The organism is Halomonas sp. 1513 (assembly GCA_001971685.1).
Lineage (GTDB): Bacteria > Pseudomonadota > Gammaproteobacteria > Pseudomonadales > Halomonadaceae > Franzmannia.
This window is the reverse complement of sequence record CP019326.1, coordinates 1,886,323-1,904,024: the sequence shown is the minus strand read 5'-3', so window position 1 is coordinate 1,904,024 and position 17,702 is coordinate 1,886,323. Positions and strand designations below refer to the sequence as shown.

Sequence of the window (17,702 nt, the reverse complement as noted above, 5' to 3'; positions counted from 1 at the left end):
TAGCCTATTTCTAATTGGAAAAATATTCGGCCTTTCCATTGCGCAAGAGGTTTACCAGATCATCCAGCACTGCCACACCCATAACGACCAAGCCAGCCACCATCCCCGTCTGTGGAATCCACAGCGATATAGACAGTAGACCAGGACTTACGTCCCCGAACTTGTAAGCTTGCCATGTATATTGAATGGCATTCCAACTCAACCATGACAAGACTGCCAGAGCACAGATACATACCCAAATCTCTATAATGCGCTTCGCCCCCGGAGGGAGTGAATCCACCAGCAAAGTGACGCGCACATGTGAGCCATGTCGAAATGAATAAGCCAAGGCAAGGAAGGTAGATGCCGCAAGGCAGAATCCAGCGAATTCTGTTGCATCGACGGTATAACCAAGTTGCCTACCTACCACCTGAACAATAACGGAGGCTCCAATGGCAGCCAAGAAAAAGGCTGCCAACCCTCCTGTAATGCGATATATGGCATTTAGGATAGCTCTCATATTAGAAGCTCCCCTTTACTTATTCGGAGCCACTGCGCCACTCGATATATTCATCCATAATTCGATTCCCTCTCTCACTTGCATCGCCCCTCCAATCTTCGAGGATTCTATCACCAGTTTCACTAATTGCCTGCTGTAACTCGTCGGATGCCTGAGTGATTTCAATACCATTATCTTCAAGGACTTCACGATTTTCAGCAGCACGCTCTCTACTCATCTCCTGACCGCGAATATATGCATTTTCCGCGGCATCCATCACGATCGTCTGAAGATCATCCTCCAACGCATTGAATGCTTCTTCATTAATGATTAAAGAATTGAAATTATGCATGGTCCCCGTATAAACGAAGTGATCAACATAATCCCATACCTGCACGTCAATCCCCGTTTGCGCGCTGGTGAAAAGTGACTCTATCATATTAGTTGAAAATGCCTGAGGCACTTCTGAGAACGGCAAGTTGGTGGCATCAAATCCCAATTGCTCTGCCATCATTTGTGTCGGGTGCGAGTAAATTCTTATCCTCATCCCCTGAACATCATCAGTAGATGATATCGGGCGATCAGCGAAGAATCCCTGACCTGGCCAAGCAACAAAAGTTAAGGGCATGATCCCTTGGTCACTCAGTACGTCTTCATAGTAGGGCTGAAGAAAAGTATTCAACTGATAGGCTTGCTCGTAACTCGTTGCCAACCCCGGGAGCCCATCGACGCGAAAGACGGGGTGTTCGTTGCCGTAGGCTCCCAGACGAATTTCACCCAGCTGCACCACGCACCTCTGAACGGATCTTTTGATTTCGTCATGGCTTATCAGGGTGCTATTTGTGCGCATGTCGATGGCAATACGCCCGTCACTATTCTCTTCGACCTCAGCGACAAATTCACGCAGATTCTCAGTAAAGAAGCTATCGTCTGGATACCCGGTGGCCATCATCCACGAAACATCGGCATGGGCCATGAAAGAAGACGAGATCCCTGCGACTGCGACTACGGACATCAGGTACTTGTTTTTGTCAGTCATATCAAGCTCCAGTATGCTGTTGGGCCTTCGTTAGCCAGTTCGTGATCGCGAATTTTCACCGCCTAGCTAACGACTTACCCCACCCTGCCAAAGCAGCGCGCTTTCAACAGCAAAGAAGAACCCACCGACAAACAAGTAATACTTGTCTATACTGCGCCTCGTCGGCCATTCAACCCTCCACGAATTGGCCTAGCGGCGCTCTGGCGCCCCTCCGGAGAATGCACACCTGAAATATTGCCTGCCCTCGCCGAGACACCGAAGGTGCGCACAGCAGCTCACTACCTATGCGGCTCAATCGACAAGAGGCTGGAAAGCGCCAAGGGCAAGGATGGATTGAGGGTTAAGCGCCGACTGAATGAGCCGTCCAACTATTGGGGGTCAGTTCACTGTTGCCAGGGGCGCCATGCCCAATGTAGGAGTCTCACCCCGGCCATGATGATTCGGGCTTGCACAACGTACGGGGCCATATAAGGGAATTCATTCCCGATGCAGCGCGCAGCGCTGCCGGGACCACTGCCCTCAACGAATCCCGTTTCGCACCACCACCTCGCCAGCCTGCCGCTTGTGCTTCAGCAGGTGAAACACATAGGCATCGACCTGGCGCTGGTGATGGTGGATATGGATCAAACCGCCGCGGCCACGCATGGCACGCTGCCGCACGCCGTAAGTTTGAAGCCGCCACTCCAGGTCGACCTCCTCGGCGCCGTAGCCTTCGAAGTCACCGTCGAAGCCATTCACCGCCAGCAGCTGCTCTCGCCATACCCCCATATTGGCGCCCAGCAGTGCCAACGGCTTGCGGCTCCATAGGCGGGCCAGCAAGCGCGGCAGGCGAAGCCCGAACTCATCGCGAGAAATGTTGCCACGCATCGACTCGGCAATAAGGCGTATCGGATGCTCCAAGCGTGAAAGCGCTACTTCCCCGCGCTTGATTCGCGTCGTCAGGTCCTCGGCGGTATCCACGCGTCGCCCTGCAACCACATACCCTGGCTGCGCCCAGTCGCGGTGGTCAGCAACGAAATGGCGCATTGGCACACAGTCACTATCGGTAAGTACGATGTAATCGGCCTCGGAGCCGGCGATGGCTCGATTGACGATCTGTGCCTTGCGAAAGCCGCGGTCTTCATGCCACACATGGCGGATGTCCACGCCTTGAGCGCGAAATCGCTCGATGACCTCTGCCACCTCAGGGCCAGAGCCATCGTCGGCGATGCACAGCGAGAACTCGCACGACGACTGGCGCCGATACCCTTCCAGGGTCAGCGCCAGTACCTCAGCGTCGTTGTACGCCGCCATGATCACTTCCAGCGAAAAATGAGGGGTCATGGCCTCCCTACCGAGCCTATGACTCATTGAAGCGATACGACACACCAAAGCGCGCGAAGTTTATTCGTCTGCTAGCCATTCGCTGCGCTACGATGTAAGCCCCTCGCAGAACGTCTCCACCGCCCTCTGCACCTCATCCCAATCCAGCGCATTGACATCGATCGGCACACTGGGCTTGGCCATCAGGTTGAATGAACCAGCATGGCGGCTGTGCCAGTCGTCGCGGTCGGCCGGGTCATAAGGAAACAACACCAGCGATGGTACACCCAGGCCATCCGCCATGTGTACCGTCGCGGTAATACCCGACACCAGACCGGCAGAGGCCGCAATCAGCGCGATGTTCTCATAGATCGTCTTGGTAGCGGCGAGCGCAAACACTCGGTCTCCCTCGAACGCGTCACAAAACGCCGCCACTTCGCCCTCCTTGCCTGGCGCACTCAGCATACAGACATCATGCCCCGGCAGCCTCTGCAGTACCGCCTCGGCCAGCCGGGCACAGTTAGCCATAGTCAGGCTACGTGCCCGCCCCTTGCTATAGGCGTTGAGGCATATGAATGGGCGCGACCGCTCAGCGATCAGCGCCGTTGCCCGCCGCTCCAGCGCGGTATCGCGTGGCACCAGATACGAGGTATCCACGCACTCGGCGCCACAGCGCCGCAGCAGCGCCACGTACTTATCGGCAAAATGCCAGCCTCGAGTCGCCGTTCCAAGCTTGAGATCGATCAAGCCAAGGCTGTCATCGAGCCCGGCAATGTGCTTGGCTTTTAGCTGGTTCAAGAGGTATATCGCGCGGTGATTGGCGAGGTGGCTAAAAAACACCACCAGATCGACTGGCCCGATCTGCTCCGCCAGGCGGGTGATCTCTTTCGCACTGGGCCGCTTGCGTATCTCGTGGACCACATCGACCCCGAAGTCCTCGCGGAACAGAGCCGCCATCTCCGGCGTGGTGATCACTTCCACCGACACGTTGCCTAGCTTGCGCAGCTCACGCGGCACAAACGAGAACACCACCGAATCGCCCCACTTGGCATCCCAGCGCACGAACACCAAACGCTCAATGCTATCGGGCTGTTCAATCGGTGGCCGCTCTCGATCATAGCGTCTGCGGCTGATGGTATTACGATAACGGTCTCGATACGCTCTGGCGCTGTTCAGCCACTTCCTCATTGACGTCTATCCCACCCCTGCGTGGCCACGCTGGCAAGCGGCACCGCTTTCCGCTAGTCTGGCCGTCATTTAAAAGGTCAGAGTAACACAGACGCCAACCTCTGGCATGCGTACTGCATTTTGGGCTGTCTCATCCATCAGGAGCACATATGAATATAGTCTTTTCCACCACTCGGCAATGGAACCCAGGTGACGAGTTTATTCTGATGGGCTGTATGAACCTTCTTCGCGAGCACCTGGGTGACTTCAATCCTATCATCTACAACCGCAATCCGCAGATACGCAGAGCAAGAAAATTCGATATTATAAAGAAGATCGATAATGCGTTCGGCAAGGATTTCGTAGAGAAGTTCATGGATAACTCCGTCAAGGACAGGGTACCCATGGACTATGCCGACATGGTCGTTTTTGCCGGCTCCCCCGAGTGGCGAGGCCGGCGGATGGTAAAGCTATATGATGAAATAAAAGCTCATAATTTACCAAGTGTATTTTTAGGACTTGGCACTAGCGGTGAATTCTCATTCGGCGATGAGCATTTCACTCAAGTGGAACAGGAAGTCTTCAAACTCGCCAAACTCATTACCACTCGCGATGAAACAGCACAACGAGGGCTAGCACCCGCTGGAGCCATTCAACTTCCATGCCCTGCGCTATTTTCCAGCAAGACTGAAAGCACGGTCAATTCAGTAAAAAAAATCGGCCTGATGTATGGCACTAACAGCGCGGTTGCATCAAATAACGTATCTGACGACACTCACCAATACATGCTGGACATGTACAAGAAATTAATAGGAGACCTTGGAGAAGACTATCAGTTCGAGTTTGTGGCTCACTACATCGATGAACTCTCGACTTTCGAAAAGGATTTTCCCGGACAAACCCTGCGCTACTCATACGATGCCAAAGACTACCTGGACATATACGCAAGCTATGATCTTGTCATTGGCTATCGGGTTCACGGCATTGGCATATCTGCGTCTATGGGTATCCCCGGCATCATGCTTGCCCACGACGCCCGCGCTGCTACCGTAGAAGGCTTCAAAGCTGAACAGGTAACGATCGGCACAGACTATTCTACTTTGCGAGAAATTATTCTAAACAGCATAAATAATATCTCGGACAAGAGCCAGGCTCTCCAGAGTCATAAGAACGCCACTCGCAAGGAGTATCAAGAGTTATTCCAAAAGCATTTACCTTTCTAGTCGGGTAGGCCAAACCCTTAGTGGCCTTATCAACCTCATAGGTTTTTGCAGTGCAAACAAAAGCGGGTGCCCAATGGGCACCCGCTTTTGTCAGTAAAGCCGCAGTTTTTTTAATTATCAATACGCATTGGGGTTGATAAAGCCCTTGAAGATCGTGAGTGCGATGATCTTCAGGTCCAGCCACAGCGACCAGTTGTCGATGTACCAGAGATCGGCGGCGACCCGGCGCTCCATCTTCTCGTCGGTGTCGGTCTCGCCGCGCAGGCCGTTGACCTGCGCCCAGCCGGTAATGCCCGGGTTGACCTTGTGGCGCTTCATGTAGGACTCGACGATGTCCTGATAGTAGTCGTTGTGCGACAGCGCATGCGGCCGTGGGCCAACAATGGACATGCGCCCCTGCAACACGTTGTAGAACTGCGGCAGTTCATCCAGCGAGGTGCGCCGCAGGAAGGCACCCAGCCGGGTGATCCGCGGGTCGCCCCTGGAGGCCTGGGTCACCTGGCCGCCGCGCTCTTGGTGTACCGCCATGGAGCGGAACTTGTAGACCTTGAAGCGGTGGCCGTTGGCCCCGGTACGGTACTGCTTGAACAGCACCGGCCCCGGCGAGGTGAGCTTGATGGCAATGGCGATCGCCACGCACACCGGCAGGATCAGCAGCGAGATCACACTGCCCAGGACCAGATCCTCGAGGCGCTTGACGATGCGCGACACGCCGTCAATGGGCGTCACGCTCAAATCGATGCTCATATGCCCCGCCACCTCACTCATGCGGTGGTTGAGCAACAGCATGCCCTGGAAGTCGGGAATAAAGCGCACCTCGGCGGTCTCGTTGCGCAGCGCATGGAAGATATCGCGCAGAATCTGGCCAGACTCGAACGGCACGCAGATCCACACCTCGCTGGCCTGGGAGGCGACGATTCGCCGGCGGAGACGGTCCAACTGGGCCTTGGTCAGGCTCTCGCGTCGCAGGCGATACACCCCGGCGATGCTGTAGCCATCAGCGGGAGAATTGCGCATGCCCTCGCCCACCCGCACCAACTGAGCCCCCGGCCCGACGAGAAACACCGGCACCAGTGCCTTGCCCTGGCGGCGCGCGCGGCGCAGCAGCCATTGTGCCGCCAGCCGGAAACCGCATGCCAAGATGAACGAAAATAGCAGCGTCATGCCCACCCACAGCCGCGAGAAACGCTCTGCGGCATGGGCGAAGTAGATAAGCGAGGCGGCGATCACCGCGACAAGCGCCCACACGAAGATCTGCCGCAGCAGGATCTTGGCTCGGGACTTGACCTGCCAGCGCTTGTAGCCTCCCTGCTGCGTGTTGAGCAGGATCAGCAACAACGCCATGATGCCCATCGCCAGCCAGATACGCTCGGGAATTGCCATATGCCCGAAGCGCAGCCAGTGGGCCAGCAGGCCCGAGGCAAACAGCGCCACTGCATCGACCAGCGGCAGAATGATCTGCGCCGGATAGCGATCAGAAAAGCGCATTGAACTCGTGTGTCTCATTCCCTTGAGCCTTCATCTTGCAACGGGTGATGGTGCCTCGGCACGCGCGCACTCATGTACCTGAGCCATGACGTATAGCACCAGCAGCATAAAGGCGTAGTAGGTGCCGATCATCTCATGTTGCAGTGCCACTTCCGAGAGGCAGAAGACAATAAAGCCGGCGCTGAACAGCAACCCGATGAAGTGGTACGGGTTGTCGCGCGCCACCAGATAACCGCGCAGAAAATAGAGCCCCGGCAGCAGCAGGTAGAACGCCAGCGCCACCAGCCCCACCACACCACCGGTGGCCATCACCTCGAAGTACTGACTATGGGCGTGGCCACGGGAGATCGTCGCGGTCCAGTCATCCACGATGCTATTCGCATCATCGGCGAGGCGCGCATTCAGCGCTTCGCGGTCATCATAGGTGAGGCCCACCCAAGGATTCTGCTGGAAGGCGGCTATCGCCCCCGCCCACAGCCGCACGCGCCCGCCAGCAGAGTTGTGGGAATAATCACCCTCCAGCGTCCGGGCCACCTCATCCACGGTTACATCGACCCGCTGCTCGACCTGGGGAATCACCAGGTAACCCAGCACTGCCACCACCGTGAAGGCTCCGGCACTGATCGCCATACGCCGCGCGCCGAAGTGCCGCCAGTGCAGCAGCACCAGGAACGCCGCCACCAGCGGCACCGCAAACAGCGCCCCGCGCGAAGTGCTCAAGGCCGTGGCCACCAGCGCCGCCGTTGCCCCGGCCACCAGCCAGCCGCGCCGCGCCGAGCTCGGCACCATCGCCACCAGCAGGAAGAACAGCGACGCCACCAGGTAACCGAAGTTGATATGAAACAGGAAGCCATCGGCACGGCCGTTACCCTGGACCACCACCTGATACAGCGCCAGCAGCAGCGCCGCCATGGCCCCGGCCACCGCCGACCACTCCAAGCCGTTACGGTAGTGGCGCAGCCAGCCCTCATCGAGCACCATGCGCAGCATCAGGTAGATCGGGATCAACGCCACCATATGCAGTCCCACAGCCAGGTAGCGCCACGAATAATCGCTCATGACGAACCCGGGCAGATGGCCGATAGCATAGCTGCACAGCACCAGCATCACCAACTTGTCGGTGCCCGTGACCTCCAGCTGCTGGCGATTAACAATTACGAAGGCCAGCGCATACAGCAGTAGCAACGCAATAAACACATGCACCCGCAGTGGCGTGGCTACCAAAAGTGCCACCACCAACACCAAAACGGCCAGGGCAAGCCTGGCCGCCATCCTGCTTTGAAACATCAACTCACTTCCCTCATAGCGCCTGCAACAGCTGATTAAGGCCCTGGCTGAACTCGGTACGTGCCGCGGCCATCTTGGCTGGCGCATCCTCAAGGCCATCCGGCCACTGCTCCGGTGCCACTACCGCCGTCACCAGCGGTTCAACCTCATCAAACACCGGCACCGGGTAGCGCTGGGTAATCGCCCGGGCGGTATCCACCTGGTGGTCGTTGCGGTGCTCGCCCAGGCGAGCCTGGCGCGGCAGTAGCATACACGGCTTGCCCGCCTCCAGGCAGGCAATGATATTGCCCATCCCGGCGTGGGTCACCACTAGATCGGCCGCGTTAAAGAATTCTTGAAAGCGATCGGCAGGAAACAGCTCGGCGGCCTGCACAGTAGAATGCTCGGCGAAGGCCTCCAATGCCGCCCCGGGCCCCGCCTGAAACACCAGCGACCACTCAGGCTGCTGGACGGCCACCTCATGCACCACTTCCGCCAGACGTGGGAAGGCAAACTGGGTACCGGCGGTAAACATCACCCTCATAGCAGGCTACCCTGGTACTGCACACGGCCTTTGGCCAAGGCCGGCCACTGGGTTAACACCCGGCTGGCAAACAGCTTGGCCACACGCCCTGAGAGCGACAGCCGCTGGCTGTTGGCGATGCTATCTACCCACACGGTCTTCATACCCAGCAGAAACCCCGCGAACAGCAGCAGCAGTCCCGGGGCAGCCCCGGTACTGATGATCAGGTCGGGCCGATGACGGCGAACGATGCCTAAAGCCCGCGGCAATTGGCGCATCCCGCACCACAGCTCGCGGATACTGAAGTCTTCCAGGTAGTCGTCGGCACCGTCGTGCTCTCCTTCAGCGGTGCCAACGTATACCAATGCACTGCACTCCACTAACTTGGCCAACCGCCGCATCTGCACCCAATGCCCACCAAAGGACGCGACAAACAGCACCTTCATCGCGGCGCTTCCCGACGGGCAGACGACCATGGCAGCATAGCTGAGAGGCGCTGCTGCGCCTTCACGCCCTTGAGATACACCAGCACTGCCAGGGCCCAGGCGCGTTCGCGCCAAGTCATATCCTGGCGTCGCCAGAGCGACACCACATCTCCCATCAGGTTACCCAGCACCCGGCGCCAGCCGCCCAGGGCACCCTCGTTATACAAGACCTGGCTGCCAGCCGTGACACGCCGCGCCTTGGCAGCCAGCTCGCTGAGTCGATGGCGTGCCGGATGGGTCACCACGCAGTCAGCGGCATAGCGCATAACATGGCCACGGCGAGTCGCGCGCCCTGTCCATTCGAAATCGCCACCGGACATCAGTTGCTCGTCGAAGCACCCCACCGTTTGGAACACGCTATGCCTTACAATCAAATTAGCGGTAACCGATACACCCTGCTCAGCATTCTCCTGCTGGCGAAAGGCAAAAGCTTTCTCGAAACACTCGGCCGGTGTTAGCTTTTCGCCCTCAAAGGTCAGTGCCACATGCCCGGCCAACAATGAGAGCTGGGGATCCTCGAAATTCGCCAGCGCAGCCTCCAGCCACTTGGGCTCAGGCATGCAGTCGGCATCCACCAAGGCCACCAGCTCGCCCTTCGCTGCCTCCAGACCAGCATTGCGCGCCGCATAGGACCCGGGGCGCGCCTCATGCAGCAGGCGCACGTTCTCGGCCCACCGCATATCGGCAGGGGGCGGATCCTTTGGCGCATTATTGACGATCAGCACCTCGAACTGGGGGGCAGGTAGCGTTTGCCTTGCAAGCGCCGCAAGGCAGTGCTGCAGGCTAGGCCAATCATAATAGGTGGGGATGATCACTGAGGCGCGAGGCGCCTGCGCTTGCTTCATGGGACCTCGCTAATAGGTTGCGCTCTGGGCGTCTCGGTACCTGGCAGGCAAGCGAGAATCTCGGGGATCAGCGCGATGGCATCGTGATACTTCTGGCGACGAAAGCGTATCTCCAGCTCGCTGCAGCAGGCACTCAGGCGCACCTGCTCCAGCGACAGCCCGCCCAGCGACGGGCGATGCCGAATCGCTTGCGACAGACATGGCTCAAGCGCTCCCCTCCAGCGGCGGCCAACGGGGAACGCGGCGCCCACCGGCTCCAACGCCCAACGCCCCCAGTGTCCAAGCAGTAGCTCGCCCTGTGGCTCGGTAAAGGCCAGCTCACGAGTAATGCCCTGGTTGACGATGGCCAGTGGCAGACTACCTAGCGCCGCGATCACCTCATCCAGCCGCTGGGCCAGCTGCACCACGTCTTGCCGCGCCGGCGTATTGACGGCGGCAGCCTCGAGGCGTTGCAGAATGGGCGCATTAAGCCGCTGGTGCAGCAGGGGGTGAGAGCGGCTATAGCGACGCACAAGATCACGACTGGGCTCCACCGCCCAGCAGGCCGCAAGCCGCTGGGGCAACTGATCCCTGAAGCGGTTACTCTCCGTCAATTCACCTTCCGGCTTGATAAACAGATGGCAGTCGTAACCCTGCCACTTCGCCACGCCCAGCAGTTCAGGGGCCGGCAAACGCTTGCCGGTACTCGAGGCGAGCAAGTCCGCCTCGTTCAGCGCCGCCTTGCGCTGGGCAATACCGAACAACTTAAGCAGATAGTGCTCCGGCTCACGCTCTGGTGCCTGCACCTCAACCTCGAATACGTGGGTATCGGTTAGCCCGCTCTGCCGCCAGCAGGCATGTAGCTGGCTGCCCTCGGCCAAGGGGGCGTCACGGCATGCTTCGATCACGCTCGCCAGCCGCGCCGGCTGTTCGCTCAGCGCCAACAGTGCCCAGAAGCGACGGTGTCGCGGCCCCTCCTGTTGGGGAGCCAACTTGTGGCCGGTGAAGAAGATGGCATTGACCTGCAACCGCTTGGCATGCAACCAGAGCGCATCCTTGAAGGCCCCATCGAGCCGGTTAAACAGTTGGCGCGAGAGCAGCAGGCAGATGATCGCCGCCATAAAGCCCGCCCCCCCCCAAAGCAGAAAGTCCGTCACCATAAAGGCAAACAGCAGCAAAAACCCCGCGCCAGAGAGCAGGCCTGCAATATTCTTGGCGTTCTCGTGCAATTTGGCCCGGTAGTGCACCCGGCGCTGGCCTACCAGGTTGACCCCCAGCGCGGCGAGGACGAGGTAAGCCAGCATTACCAGCAGAAAGCCGGGGTAGATAACCGCAAACAGCAGCGCCAACAGCAGGGCCAACACTCCCGTGGCCAGCCCTGAAACAAGCCGCTGATATGCTTCGCTGGCCACCTCATCCTGATTTGAGAACAGCGCCAACTTGCGGGTGTGGGACAGCACACCAGTTGCCCCCCGGTTGGCCATTGCCGCCAGCAGCTTGTCTGCCACAAGGAAGACGACGTAGAAACCAATCGCGGCAAGGCTTAACGCCACCACAAGGGCATCTCTATCGAAGGCCGCCCAGCTCGCGGGAAAGTAGCGCGGAATACCCGTGGAGCCGACGAGAATGATAACTTTCAGCGGCAGGAAGAACGCCAACATCTTGGTGAGCTGGCTGACCAGGGTGAGCGCCACCACCGCCAGGGTCGGCAGGGGGACTAGGCGAAAGAACTTCTTGAGCAGAGATGCCGACCAGTGAAGGTGACGCCAGCCCAATCGAAAAAGCCACATAACAAAGTGTTACCTGATCAGCGTGGGCTGCCGAGTCTAGCAGGCTCAACGCAGCTGCCAAAAGGGGCGGATGCCATCATGGGGGAAGAACAGCGGCTTGATCTGCTCCTTGGGCGGCACCTTGGAGCCATCCACCCCCGGAGGCTCACCGTACTGCTCGAGGTAGGCATAATAGATGGGATAGAAGCGCTCGCGATCGAACTCATCAATCTGCTGGTAGGGCCACTCGCGCTCCATATACGGCAGCAGCCACTCCATGGCCTTGCGGATGCTCTGCCCCTCCGGCCCTTCAAAGGACCATAGGCCCTCGCCATAGGCGCCGCCGAGCTGAGCCAGGTGAATCCAACCCTGGAGGTTGAAGCAGCAGTAGTGAGCCGTGGTGGTACGCTTGAGTTCTTCCGGCTGGGAGCCATCCGGGGCAAATTGCTGAGCAATCCGTGAGCGACTTCTAATTAAGATCTCATGGAGTAATTTTTCTTCCCCAAGAAAAGCGGCAATAGCCCCCACCTGAAGATCGTAATAGGTGCCGTGATTGTTTTTGGCTGAGCTTTCCTTGACGCCCTGCCGGCTTGTACGCAGCCAACGCAAAAAATACCCTAGCCACTCACGAAAGCTACCCGACTCCTTCGCACTAAGCGCCTCTCTTTCCTCAAGGTAACGTACAGCATCAAGAAAATAATAAAAGTCTTTGGTTTCTATAATTCCTGAGCTAGTGCCTTGATTCCTGTTCCAACCACGGCGAACCTGAGCATACTTTAAATGTGGCGTCATTGCCGTGGCGGGGTCAAGGAACCAGCGTCGAATCAATGCGACAGCATGCTCATCAAAGTTTTTTCTTTCGAAAATCTCACCTGCTAGGGCCAACACTGTCGTATCATCAAAAAGACACTGCAAACGAGTACGATCATAATTATCGCTCATCGGCTCATAAAGCCGCGTGCCGGGCACTCGCTTACCATCTCGGGGAATATAAGGTAAACCGGGAATGGGCAGCGGAAAGGGCCAATAGTAGGGAGCAGGATGCCAGTAGTCGTGGGGGTTTTTACTAGGCGGAAGCGTTTTTTTATCGACTACTGTATACGGGCCGCGAAAAACTGAACTTTCTGCCGACTCTTTTAACGTAGCCAATAACTGACCAACAATCACTTCATCTCTCATTCTTGAGGAAACCTAAAACTGCCCTCATAGAAACACATTCTAAACATGCAGCCACGGGCAAAAATTAAAGTTTAAGAAAGCTCGTTTTTTAAATACTCTTTTATCCGCTCACCCGCTTGATCATCTGGGAAGTCCAGCGTTGAAAGCCTAGCACTTTTCAAATAGTCGTTTCCACCAATAACCACATCGGACAGCAACATCTCAAGCTCTTTTGTATCGCGAGCTTTATAATAATACTCTATTACTTTTTCGCCAAATTCCCCATAGCCAGCCGAGGCATCATTAACCAATTGGATGATGGGGCGCCTTGTAAAGTAGTATTCTAGTAGAAATGAACCGCAATCTGTCACGAGTGCATCTGAATCTCGGAAAATTTCAAGATAGTCGCCTTCGTCTAGTACGACTGCATTACTTAGCGACTCCCATTCAGCATAATAACCATCCACCTCATCGTGCGTCATCAACTCATTTTCCAACAGGGCATGCTTGAGTCGCGGGTGGGGCTTAAAAACCCAATCCATATCAGGGTGCATTTTAGCATAGCTCAATAACCACCTTCCATTCCACTGGAAAGTTGCATACTTATTATGATGCTTTTTCTCTAAAGAGTGATGAGGAGCATAGATAATTCGCTTATTTTTTCTAGCGATAGACACATTTTTATTTGAGTCAGACATGGAAGAAATAAGAGAGTCCATTTTAGGATAGCCAATCTTTACGCAATTAACTCCCGCTGACATCTGCCTATCATCCCAGCCTTTAAGAACATTGTCACTTTCTAAAAAAACACGCCAAATTAAAGGAAGAAAATCTGATGATAACTGACCAGAACGCTTGGCCAAGTAAAAGCCATAGCCATATGGAAGATAGCAGGTCAGAGCGTAGCGCGATACGCTTGATAATGAATGCTCAGGAGGTATCCAGTAAGGTTGGTCGTAAAACACTATATCTGGTGAGTACTTATCTAGAACTATAAATTTTTTTTCATTTTCATCAAAAGCCTTTACTACCCTCATTCCTTTGCTTCTGAAAAAATCGAAATTATCCCAAAACGAGACTCTGGTCCCTTTTTGGATATCGCTATCCTCAGCATTCATTACACTCACAGCGATCATGGGCTCAAAGCATTCATCTAGAGCCATTGCATCGTAAAGTGTTTGAGCACCCCACTTCTGATTTTCTCTAACAAGAAATAAAGCTCGAATTGTTTTCCGACCACCTTTCCTTTGCGATATAAGCGCCTGCCTGAGAGTCTCATATCGCTTATCGAGTACAAACTTTTTGCACTTCCACCAATATGCAAGAACCCTTTCCTTTACAATTTTTTTTACGCTCACCATCCACACTCACGCTTATATTCTGAAAGAGGGTATAGGCTGTGTAACCCTATTGAAATCAATTTCGCTGCTTGTGGATGGTTTGGACGTCGCCTCTCAATTTCATCACACATTTCCCGATATTCAGCTGGCGTAATGCATGTTTTATCCAAATGCTTTATTACATACTTAGGCACTTTTTGAGAAGCATTCGAAAAACTAGGGTCAGGTACTTTCCACCCGTCACCATAATACGCCCTTAGGAAGCGCTCAGTGTAGGCCGGTGTGTAGACATTATACCCCCGAAGACTCCCTTCTATGACCGGCAGAAAATCATCCAAGGATAGCGGGAGCTTAGCCTGCTTATGCGCCCATATTGCTTGATCCTCGTACCATACCGGCCGCACGTCCAAGTGCACGCCCGCGGGCTCCCCGGGCAAGCTCAACCGAAAAAGCCTACCGCTCCTGTTAAAGCTACAAATATAGCCTGCTAATACCAGCTCTATGACAATTTTTTTTGTTTCTTCTTTTACCGATATAGGGTCGCCTAGTGCAGAGGCATAACCCACATCAAAATCATCGTCGCCGGGAATAAAATCTCCTTCGCGGCAATGTCCAAGTAATGTGCCATACATTAGAAAAAGCGGATTACCAAACAACGTATCAAACGTATTTTTCGCACTATCGTAAATTTTCAAATAACGCTGCTGCCGATCAGCTATTTCATCAGAGGTGGGTGCCAAATAACCTTTCTTGTTCAAGCTGGCCCCCTGATCCAACAAATTGAAAAGCTGATCATTGCCATGTGGCACAAAAACGCTTGCTCTATAACAGCCCTTCCATAGCAGGTACCTACCATTGCCTGATCTTAGCGCAATGGTCGAGTGTTGGGGAAAGGCATCTAATACTCCTCTTTTGAAATAGTAGGTAAATCTAGCAGGAATCAACTTTCTTTTTTTTATTTTTATTTTCCGCACTACTTTGTCGTTTAATATGATATCGATATTATTGGTTTTCTTACCACTAACGCAGCCTTCTATCTTAAGCCCCAAATATGTCCACTCAAGCTCAAAAACCCCACCACTCATTATAGGAAAACGCGAAGTACGACAAGTAGAGGGCTCTAACGTCGAACGACATTTAAACAATGGATCCAATGTATTAGGGTGTTCTTCATCTGAATAGTGACGAGACTGCTCTAATAAAAATTGGCAACTTTGATAACTCTCATAAAGTGATTTATAATTACCTTCAACCAAATATGAAAAAAGCTTCTTATAACATTTTAAAGATTTTTTATAACGCCCCTTTGAATAATAGTAACCACCCACCATTAACAACCTTCCCCCAGTGACGCCCCCAAATTTATAAAATACTCTAAAAAGTTTCCTAAATAGTTGATAGAAATAAGGCATAAATTTCCATTTTATTTCTTGGTTGATCTGCCAAGAGAGTAAAAGACAGAGCTTAATGCTCTTGATGAGTTTTCAGTTGCAGTCCTATCTGCCAACCTAGCTATCTTTTACTATCACAAACATTTGAATATACTTCTGAGAAACGGGCCGTCTAACTTACACCGTAGCAGATAATGTTTGACCTTACTCAGATTGGCGGGACTGATCTAAGCGATCATTCGGGCCTCATAGAGCCTCTGGGCTAATCATCTCAATTGTACTGTCCCGGAGTTGCCAGTTGTAGTCCCATTCAATATAATACTCAAATACCTGGTGCCGCATGGCTTCCGACGCGGCCCCCTCGCCGTGAATGGCTTCGACCTTAAGGCTTGTGTAGGCTTAGGTTTAATGGGTACGGGCATTCTTCATGAACGTTGCTTGCCTTGCCATGGGTCACTTCACTACAACTTAGTACAGCTTAGTACAGCTAAAGCTGCCTTATAGCTATTATAGAGCCCCAAAATCGCCCAGTATCAGCACGTAGGGTTTGCAGCGGACCAGCGTGCATTACTACAACTCATCATCAGGATTTATTTTCTTGACTTAAAAGGGTCTCTATAGCCCTCTTGGATGAGTGACCGTCTTCATAAGTACAGTACTTGTTTTTAAATATTCTCAATCTCTCCTTGTCTAATTCAGATTTAGAGATAGATTTAATTAAATCCTCTTGATTGTAAACTACTTCCCCTGGAAGTTCACTCAGATCCAGATACAATCCCCTGAGATCATTGGCATATAAATCATAATCATACATAAAGAAAATAATTTTTCTTTGCAAAATCCCATAATCAAAAAATACTGACGAATAATCGGTAACAAGGATATCGCTTATTATATATAATAAATTAATATCATTGACAAGATTCCCATCAAATACGAAGTTCTTATATGAAGAAAAATCAAAAGAGTTTTTAATGAAATAATGCGGCCGATAAATTACTACATAATCATTGCCCAATTGAGAATATAAGCTAGCAAAATCTATCGCCAAGTCAAATTCTCTAATTCCATTTTCCTTATCTTTATCATCCCGCCAAGTAGGAGCATACAGTATAATTTTCTTTCCACTGGGAATTGAATAAAATCTCTTTACTTTTCTTATATCTTCATCGGTGTGGTTGACGAGGATGTCATTCCTAGGATAGCCTGTTTCAAAAATACTATTTTCTTTCTCTAAAACATCAAGACCAAATGCGCTGGATAGCTTTTCTGTACAGTATCGAGAAGAAGATAGTATTATAGACGATTTTTTAGCATCTAAAAGAATCTTAGACTTATAGAAATTGAGGTTGGTATTTTTACCATTCAAATCAACATCAAGCCCCAAGCGTTTTAGCGGAGCACCATGCCAAGTTTGCATGTAAATTTGATCAGCCTTTTTAGATATATTTGGATCAATTCTACAATTCCTTATCCAATATTTCGCTCGGCTCAAATAATCCAAATGGTCTACTGAATACCTCTTTACTATAGTAGCAGATCTCAAGGCTTCAATTTCGTCAGGTATAAATAATGCAGGGTTTTTAAACGCCCATACGAAAGTATAGTCTTTGAACCTCGAGTCAGATAGCATTTCTTCATATATTGCTTTGGGATTACAACCGTAGCGCCACCCTTTAAAAGCCTCAAAAACTATCAATTTTTCCTCTACTGGGTTAATATCCATTAGCGGTTTATACTTTAATATATTCAAATTATCTGACTTTTCGCCGCCAATATCACCGAATATAGAGGTAAAAAATCTTCTAGCTATACTTTTCAAATGCTTTTTGAAAAAAGAAAACATAACAGGACCTCAATTTATAAAAAACTTAAAATCCACATTTAATATTGTACCTATCCAATGGATAAAGTGGATACAGAGACGTTGAAACAAATTCACCTCGACTTTTATCATACATATTCTCAAAAGATTTTCTTATGTCATCTTGCTCTTCTAAACTATACGTGCATAACAGGAGATTTTCTATTATATGATCAGAAATGAAGGTGCTTCCATTAGAGAAACCAGGATCAGGTATTCTCCAATTTTTACCATAGTAGCTTTCTAGAAAGCTTTCAGTGCCTGTTGGAATGTACACCTTTCGCCCTCTGAAATCCCTTTCCTCTACCTCACGGAACTCCTGTATATTCATATTAAGTTTAGCACGGATATGCGCCCAAACATTACCACCCTGCTCCCATAAGGG

At 52.7% G+C, this 17,702-nt stretch carries 15 protein-coding genes; 1 reads left to right on the top strand and 14 read right to left on the bottom strand.

The features are described 5' to 3' along the window. Window positions 1-10: 10 nt before the first annotated feature. From BWR19_08470 to BWR19_08455, 4 genes are all read right to left on the bottom strand, one after another. Complete coding sequence (locus BWR19_08470; GenBank protein ID APX92961.1) at window positions 11-499, bottom strand: hypothetical protein; 489 nt, start codon at window positions 497-499, stop codon at window positions 11-13. 19 nt (window positions 500-518) lie between these two features. Continuing rightward, on the bottom strand, window positions 519-1,517 hold the full coding sequence (locus BWR19_08465; protein ID APX92960.1) for an ABC transporter substrate-binding protein: 999 nt from the start codon (window positions 1,515-1,517) through the stop codon (window positions 519-521). A 519-nt stretch (window positions 1,518-2,036) separates the two neighbouring features. Next, window positions 2,037-2,810 carry a hypothetical protein gene (locus BWR19_08460; GenBank protein APX94957.1) on the bottom strand — a complete coding sequence of 258 codons (774 nt, stop codon included), beginning with the start codon at window positions 2,808-2,810 and terminating at the stop codon, window positions 2,037-2,039. Window positions 2,811-2,927: 117 nt separating this feature from the next. Continuing rightward, complete coding sequence (locus BWR19_08455; GenBank protein ID APX92959.1) at window positions 2,928-3,887, bottom strand: hypothetical protein; 960 nt, start codon at window positions 3,885-3,887, stop codon at window positions 2,928-2,930. 269 nt (window positions 3,888-4,156) lie between these two features. Between BWR19_08455 and BWR19_08450 the strand changes: the two genes are divergently transcribed. Beyond that, a complete protein-coding gene (locus BWR19_08450; protein ID APX92958.1) occupies window positions 4,157-5,209 on the top strand; it encodes a hypothetical protein in 1,053 nt (350 codons plus the stop codon). A gap of 117 nt (window positions 5,210-5,326) precedes the next feature. On the opposite strand, the gene BWR19_08445 is transcribed toward BWR19_08450, so the two are convergent. The 10 genes from BWR19_08445 to BWR19_08400 form a co-directional block, all read right to left on the bottom strand. After that, entirely contained in the window at window positions 5,327-6,715 is a 1,389-nt protein-coding gene (locus tag BWR19_08445) for an undecaprenyl-phosphate glucose phosphotransferase (protein APX92957.1), read from the bottom strand. 12 nt (window positions 6,716-6,727) lie between these two features. Next, a complete protein-coding gene (locus BWR19_08440) occupies window positions 6,728-7,969 on the bottom strand; it encodes a hypothetical protein (protein APX92956.1) in 1,242 nt (413 codons plus the stop codon). A gap of 28 nt (window positions 7,970-7,997) precedes the next feature. Beyond that, window positions 7,998-8,498 carry a hypothetical protein gene (locus BWR19_08435; GenBank protein ID APX92955.1) on the bottom strand — a complete coding sequence of 167 codons (501 nt, stop codon included), beginning with the start codon at window positions 8,496-8,498 and terminating at the stop codon, window positions 7,998-8,000. A 5-nt stretch (window positions 8,499-8,503) separates the two neighbouring features. Further along, a complete protein-coding gene (locus BWR19_08430) occupies window positions 8,504-8,932 on the bottom strand; it encodes an oligosaccharide biosynthesis protein Alg14 (protein ID APX92954.1) in 429 nt (142 codons plus the stop codon). Then, window positions 8,929-9,816, bottom strand: a complete 888-nt coding sequence (locus BWR19_08425) for a hypothetical protein (GenBank protein APX92953.1) — start codon at window positions 9,814-9,816, stop codon at window positions 8,929-8,931. The genes BWR19_08430 and BWR19_08425 overlap by 4 nt, the downstream gene beginning before the upstream one ends. Further along, window positions 9,813-11,585 (bottom strand): hypothetical protein, encoded by a 1,773-nt coding sequence (locus tag BWR19_08420; protein ID APX92952.1) that lies wholly within the window; start codon window positions 11,583-11,585, stop codon window positions 9,813-9,815. Before BWR19_08420 ends, BWR19_08425 begins: the two co-directional genes overlap by 4 nt. A 45-nt stretch (window positions 11,586-11,630) precedes the next feature. Beyond that, a complete protein-coding gene (locus BWR19_08415; protein ID APX92951.1) occupies window positions 11,631-12,731 on the bottom strand; it encodes a hypothetical protein in 1,101 nt (366 codons plus the stop codon). 83 nt (window positions 12,732-12,814) lie between these two features. Beyond that, window positions 12,815-13,441 (bottom strand): hypothetical protein, encoded by a 627-nt coding sequence (locus BWR19_08410; GenBank protein APX92950.1) that lies wholly within the window; start codon window positions 13,439-13,441, stop codon window positions 12,815-12,817. Between the two features lie 635 nt (window positions 13,442-14,076). Beyond that, window positions 14,077-15,027 carry a hypothetical protein gene (locus tag BWR19_08405; GenBank protein ID APX94956.1) on the bottom strand — a complete coding sequence of 317 codons (951 nt, stop codon included), beginning with the start codon at window positions 15,025-15,027 and terminating at the stop codon, window positions 14,077-14,079. Window positions 15,028-16,036: 1,009 nt separating this feature from the next. Further along, window positions 16,037-17,242, bottom strand: coding sequence for a hypothetical protein (locus BWR19_08400; GenBank protein APX94955.1), 1,206 nt, complete (start codon window positions 17,240-17,242; stop codon window positions 16,037-16,039). Window positions 17,243-17,702: the final 460 nt, after the last annotated feature.

Bases quoted from the DNA above. Each gene is read 5' to 3' on its own strand.
- BWR19_08440 (APX92956.1), bottom strand. From the start codon at position 7,969: ATGGCGGCCAGGCTTGCCCTGGCCGTTTTGGTGTTGGTGGTGGCACTT.
- BWR19_08445 (APX92957.1), bottom strand. From the start codon at position 6,715: ATGAGACACACGAGTTCAATGCGCTTTTCTGATCGCTATCCGGCGCAG.
- BWR19_08470 (APX92961.1), bottom strand. From the start codon at position 499: ATGAGAGCTATCCTAAATGCCATATATCGCATTACAGGAGGGTTGGCA.
- BWR19_08425 (APX92953.1), bottom strand. From the start codon at position 9,816: ATGAAGCAAGCGCAGGCGCCTCGCGCCTCAGTGATCATCCCCACCTAT.
- BWR19_08435 (APX92955.1), bottom strand. From the start codon at position 8,498: ATGTTTACCGCCGGTACCCAGTTTGCCTTCCCACGTCTGGCGGAAGTG.
- BWR19_08465 (APX92960.1), bottom strand. From the start codon at position 1,517: ATGACTGACAAAAACAAGTACCTGATGTCCGTAGTCGCAGTCGCAGGG.
- BWR19_08460 (APX94957.1), bottom strand. From the start codon at position 2,810: ATGGCGGCGTACAACGACGCTGAGGTACTGGCGCTGACCCTGGAAGGG.
- BWR19_08420 (APX92952.1), bottom strand. From the start codon at position 11,585: ATGTGGCTTTTTCGATTGGGCTGGCGTCACCTTCACTGGTCGGCATCT.
- BWR19_08450 (APX92958.1), top strand. From the start codon at position 4,157: ATGAATATAGTCTTTTCCACCACTCGGCAATGGAACCCAGGTGACGAG.
- BWR19_08430 (APX92954.1), bottom strand. From the start codon at position 8,932: ATGAAGGTGCTGTTTGTCGCGTCCTTTGGTGGGCATTGGGTGCAGATG.
- BWR19_08410 (APX92950.1), bottom strand. From the start codon at position 13,441: ATGGACTCTCTTATTTCTTCCATGTCTGACTCAAATAAAAATGTGTCT.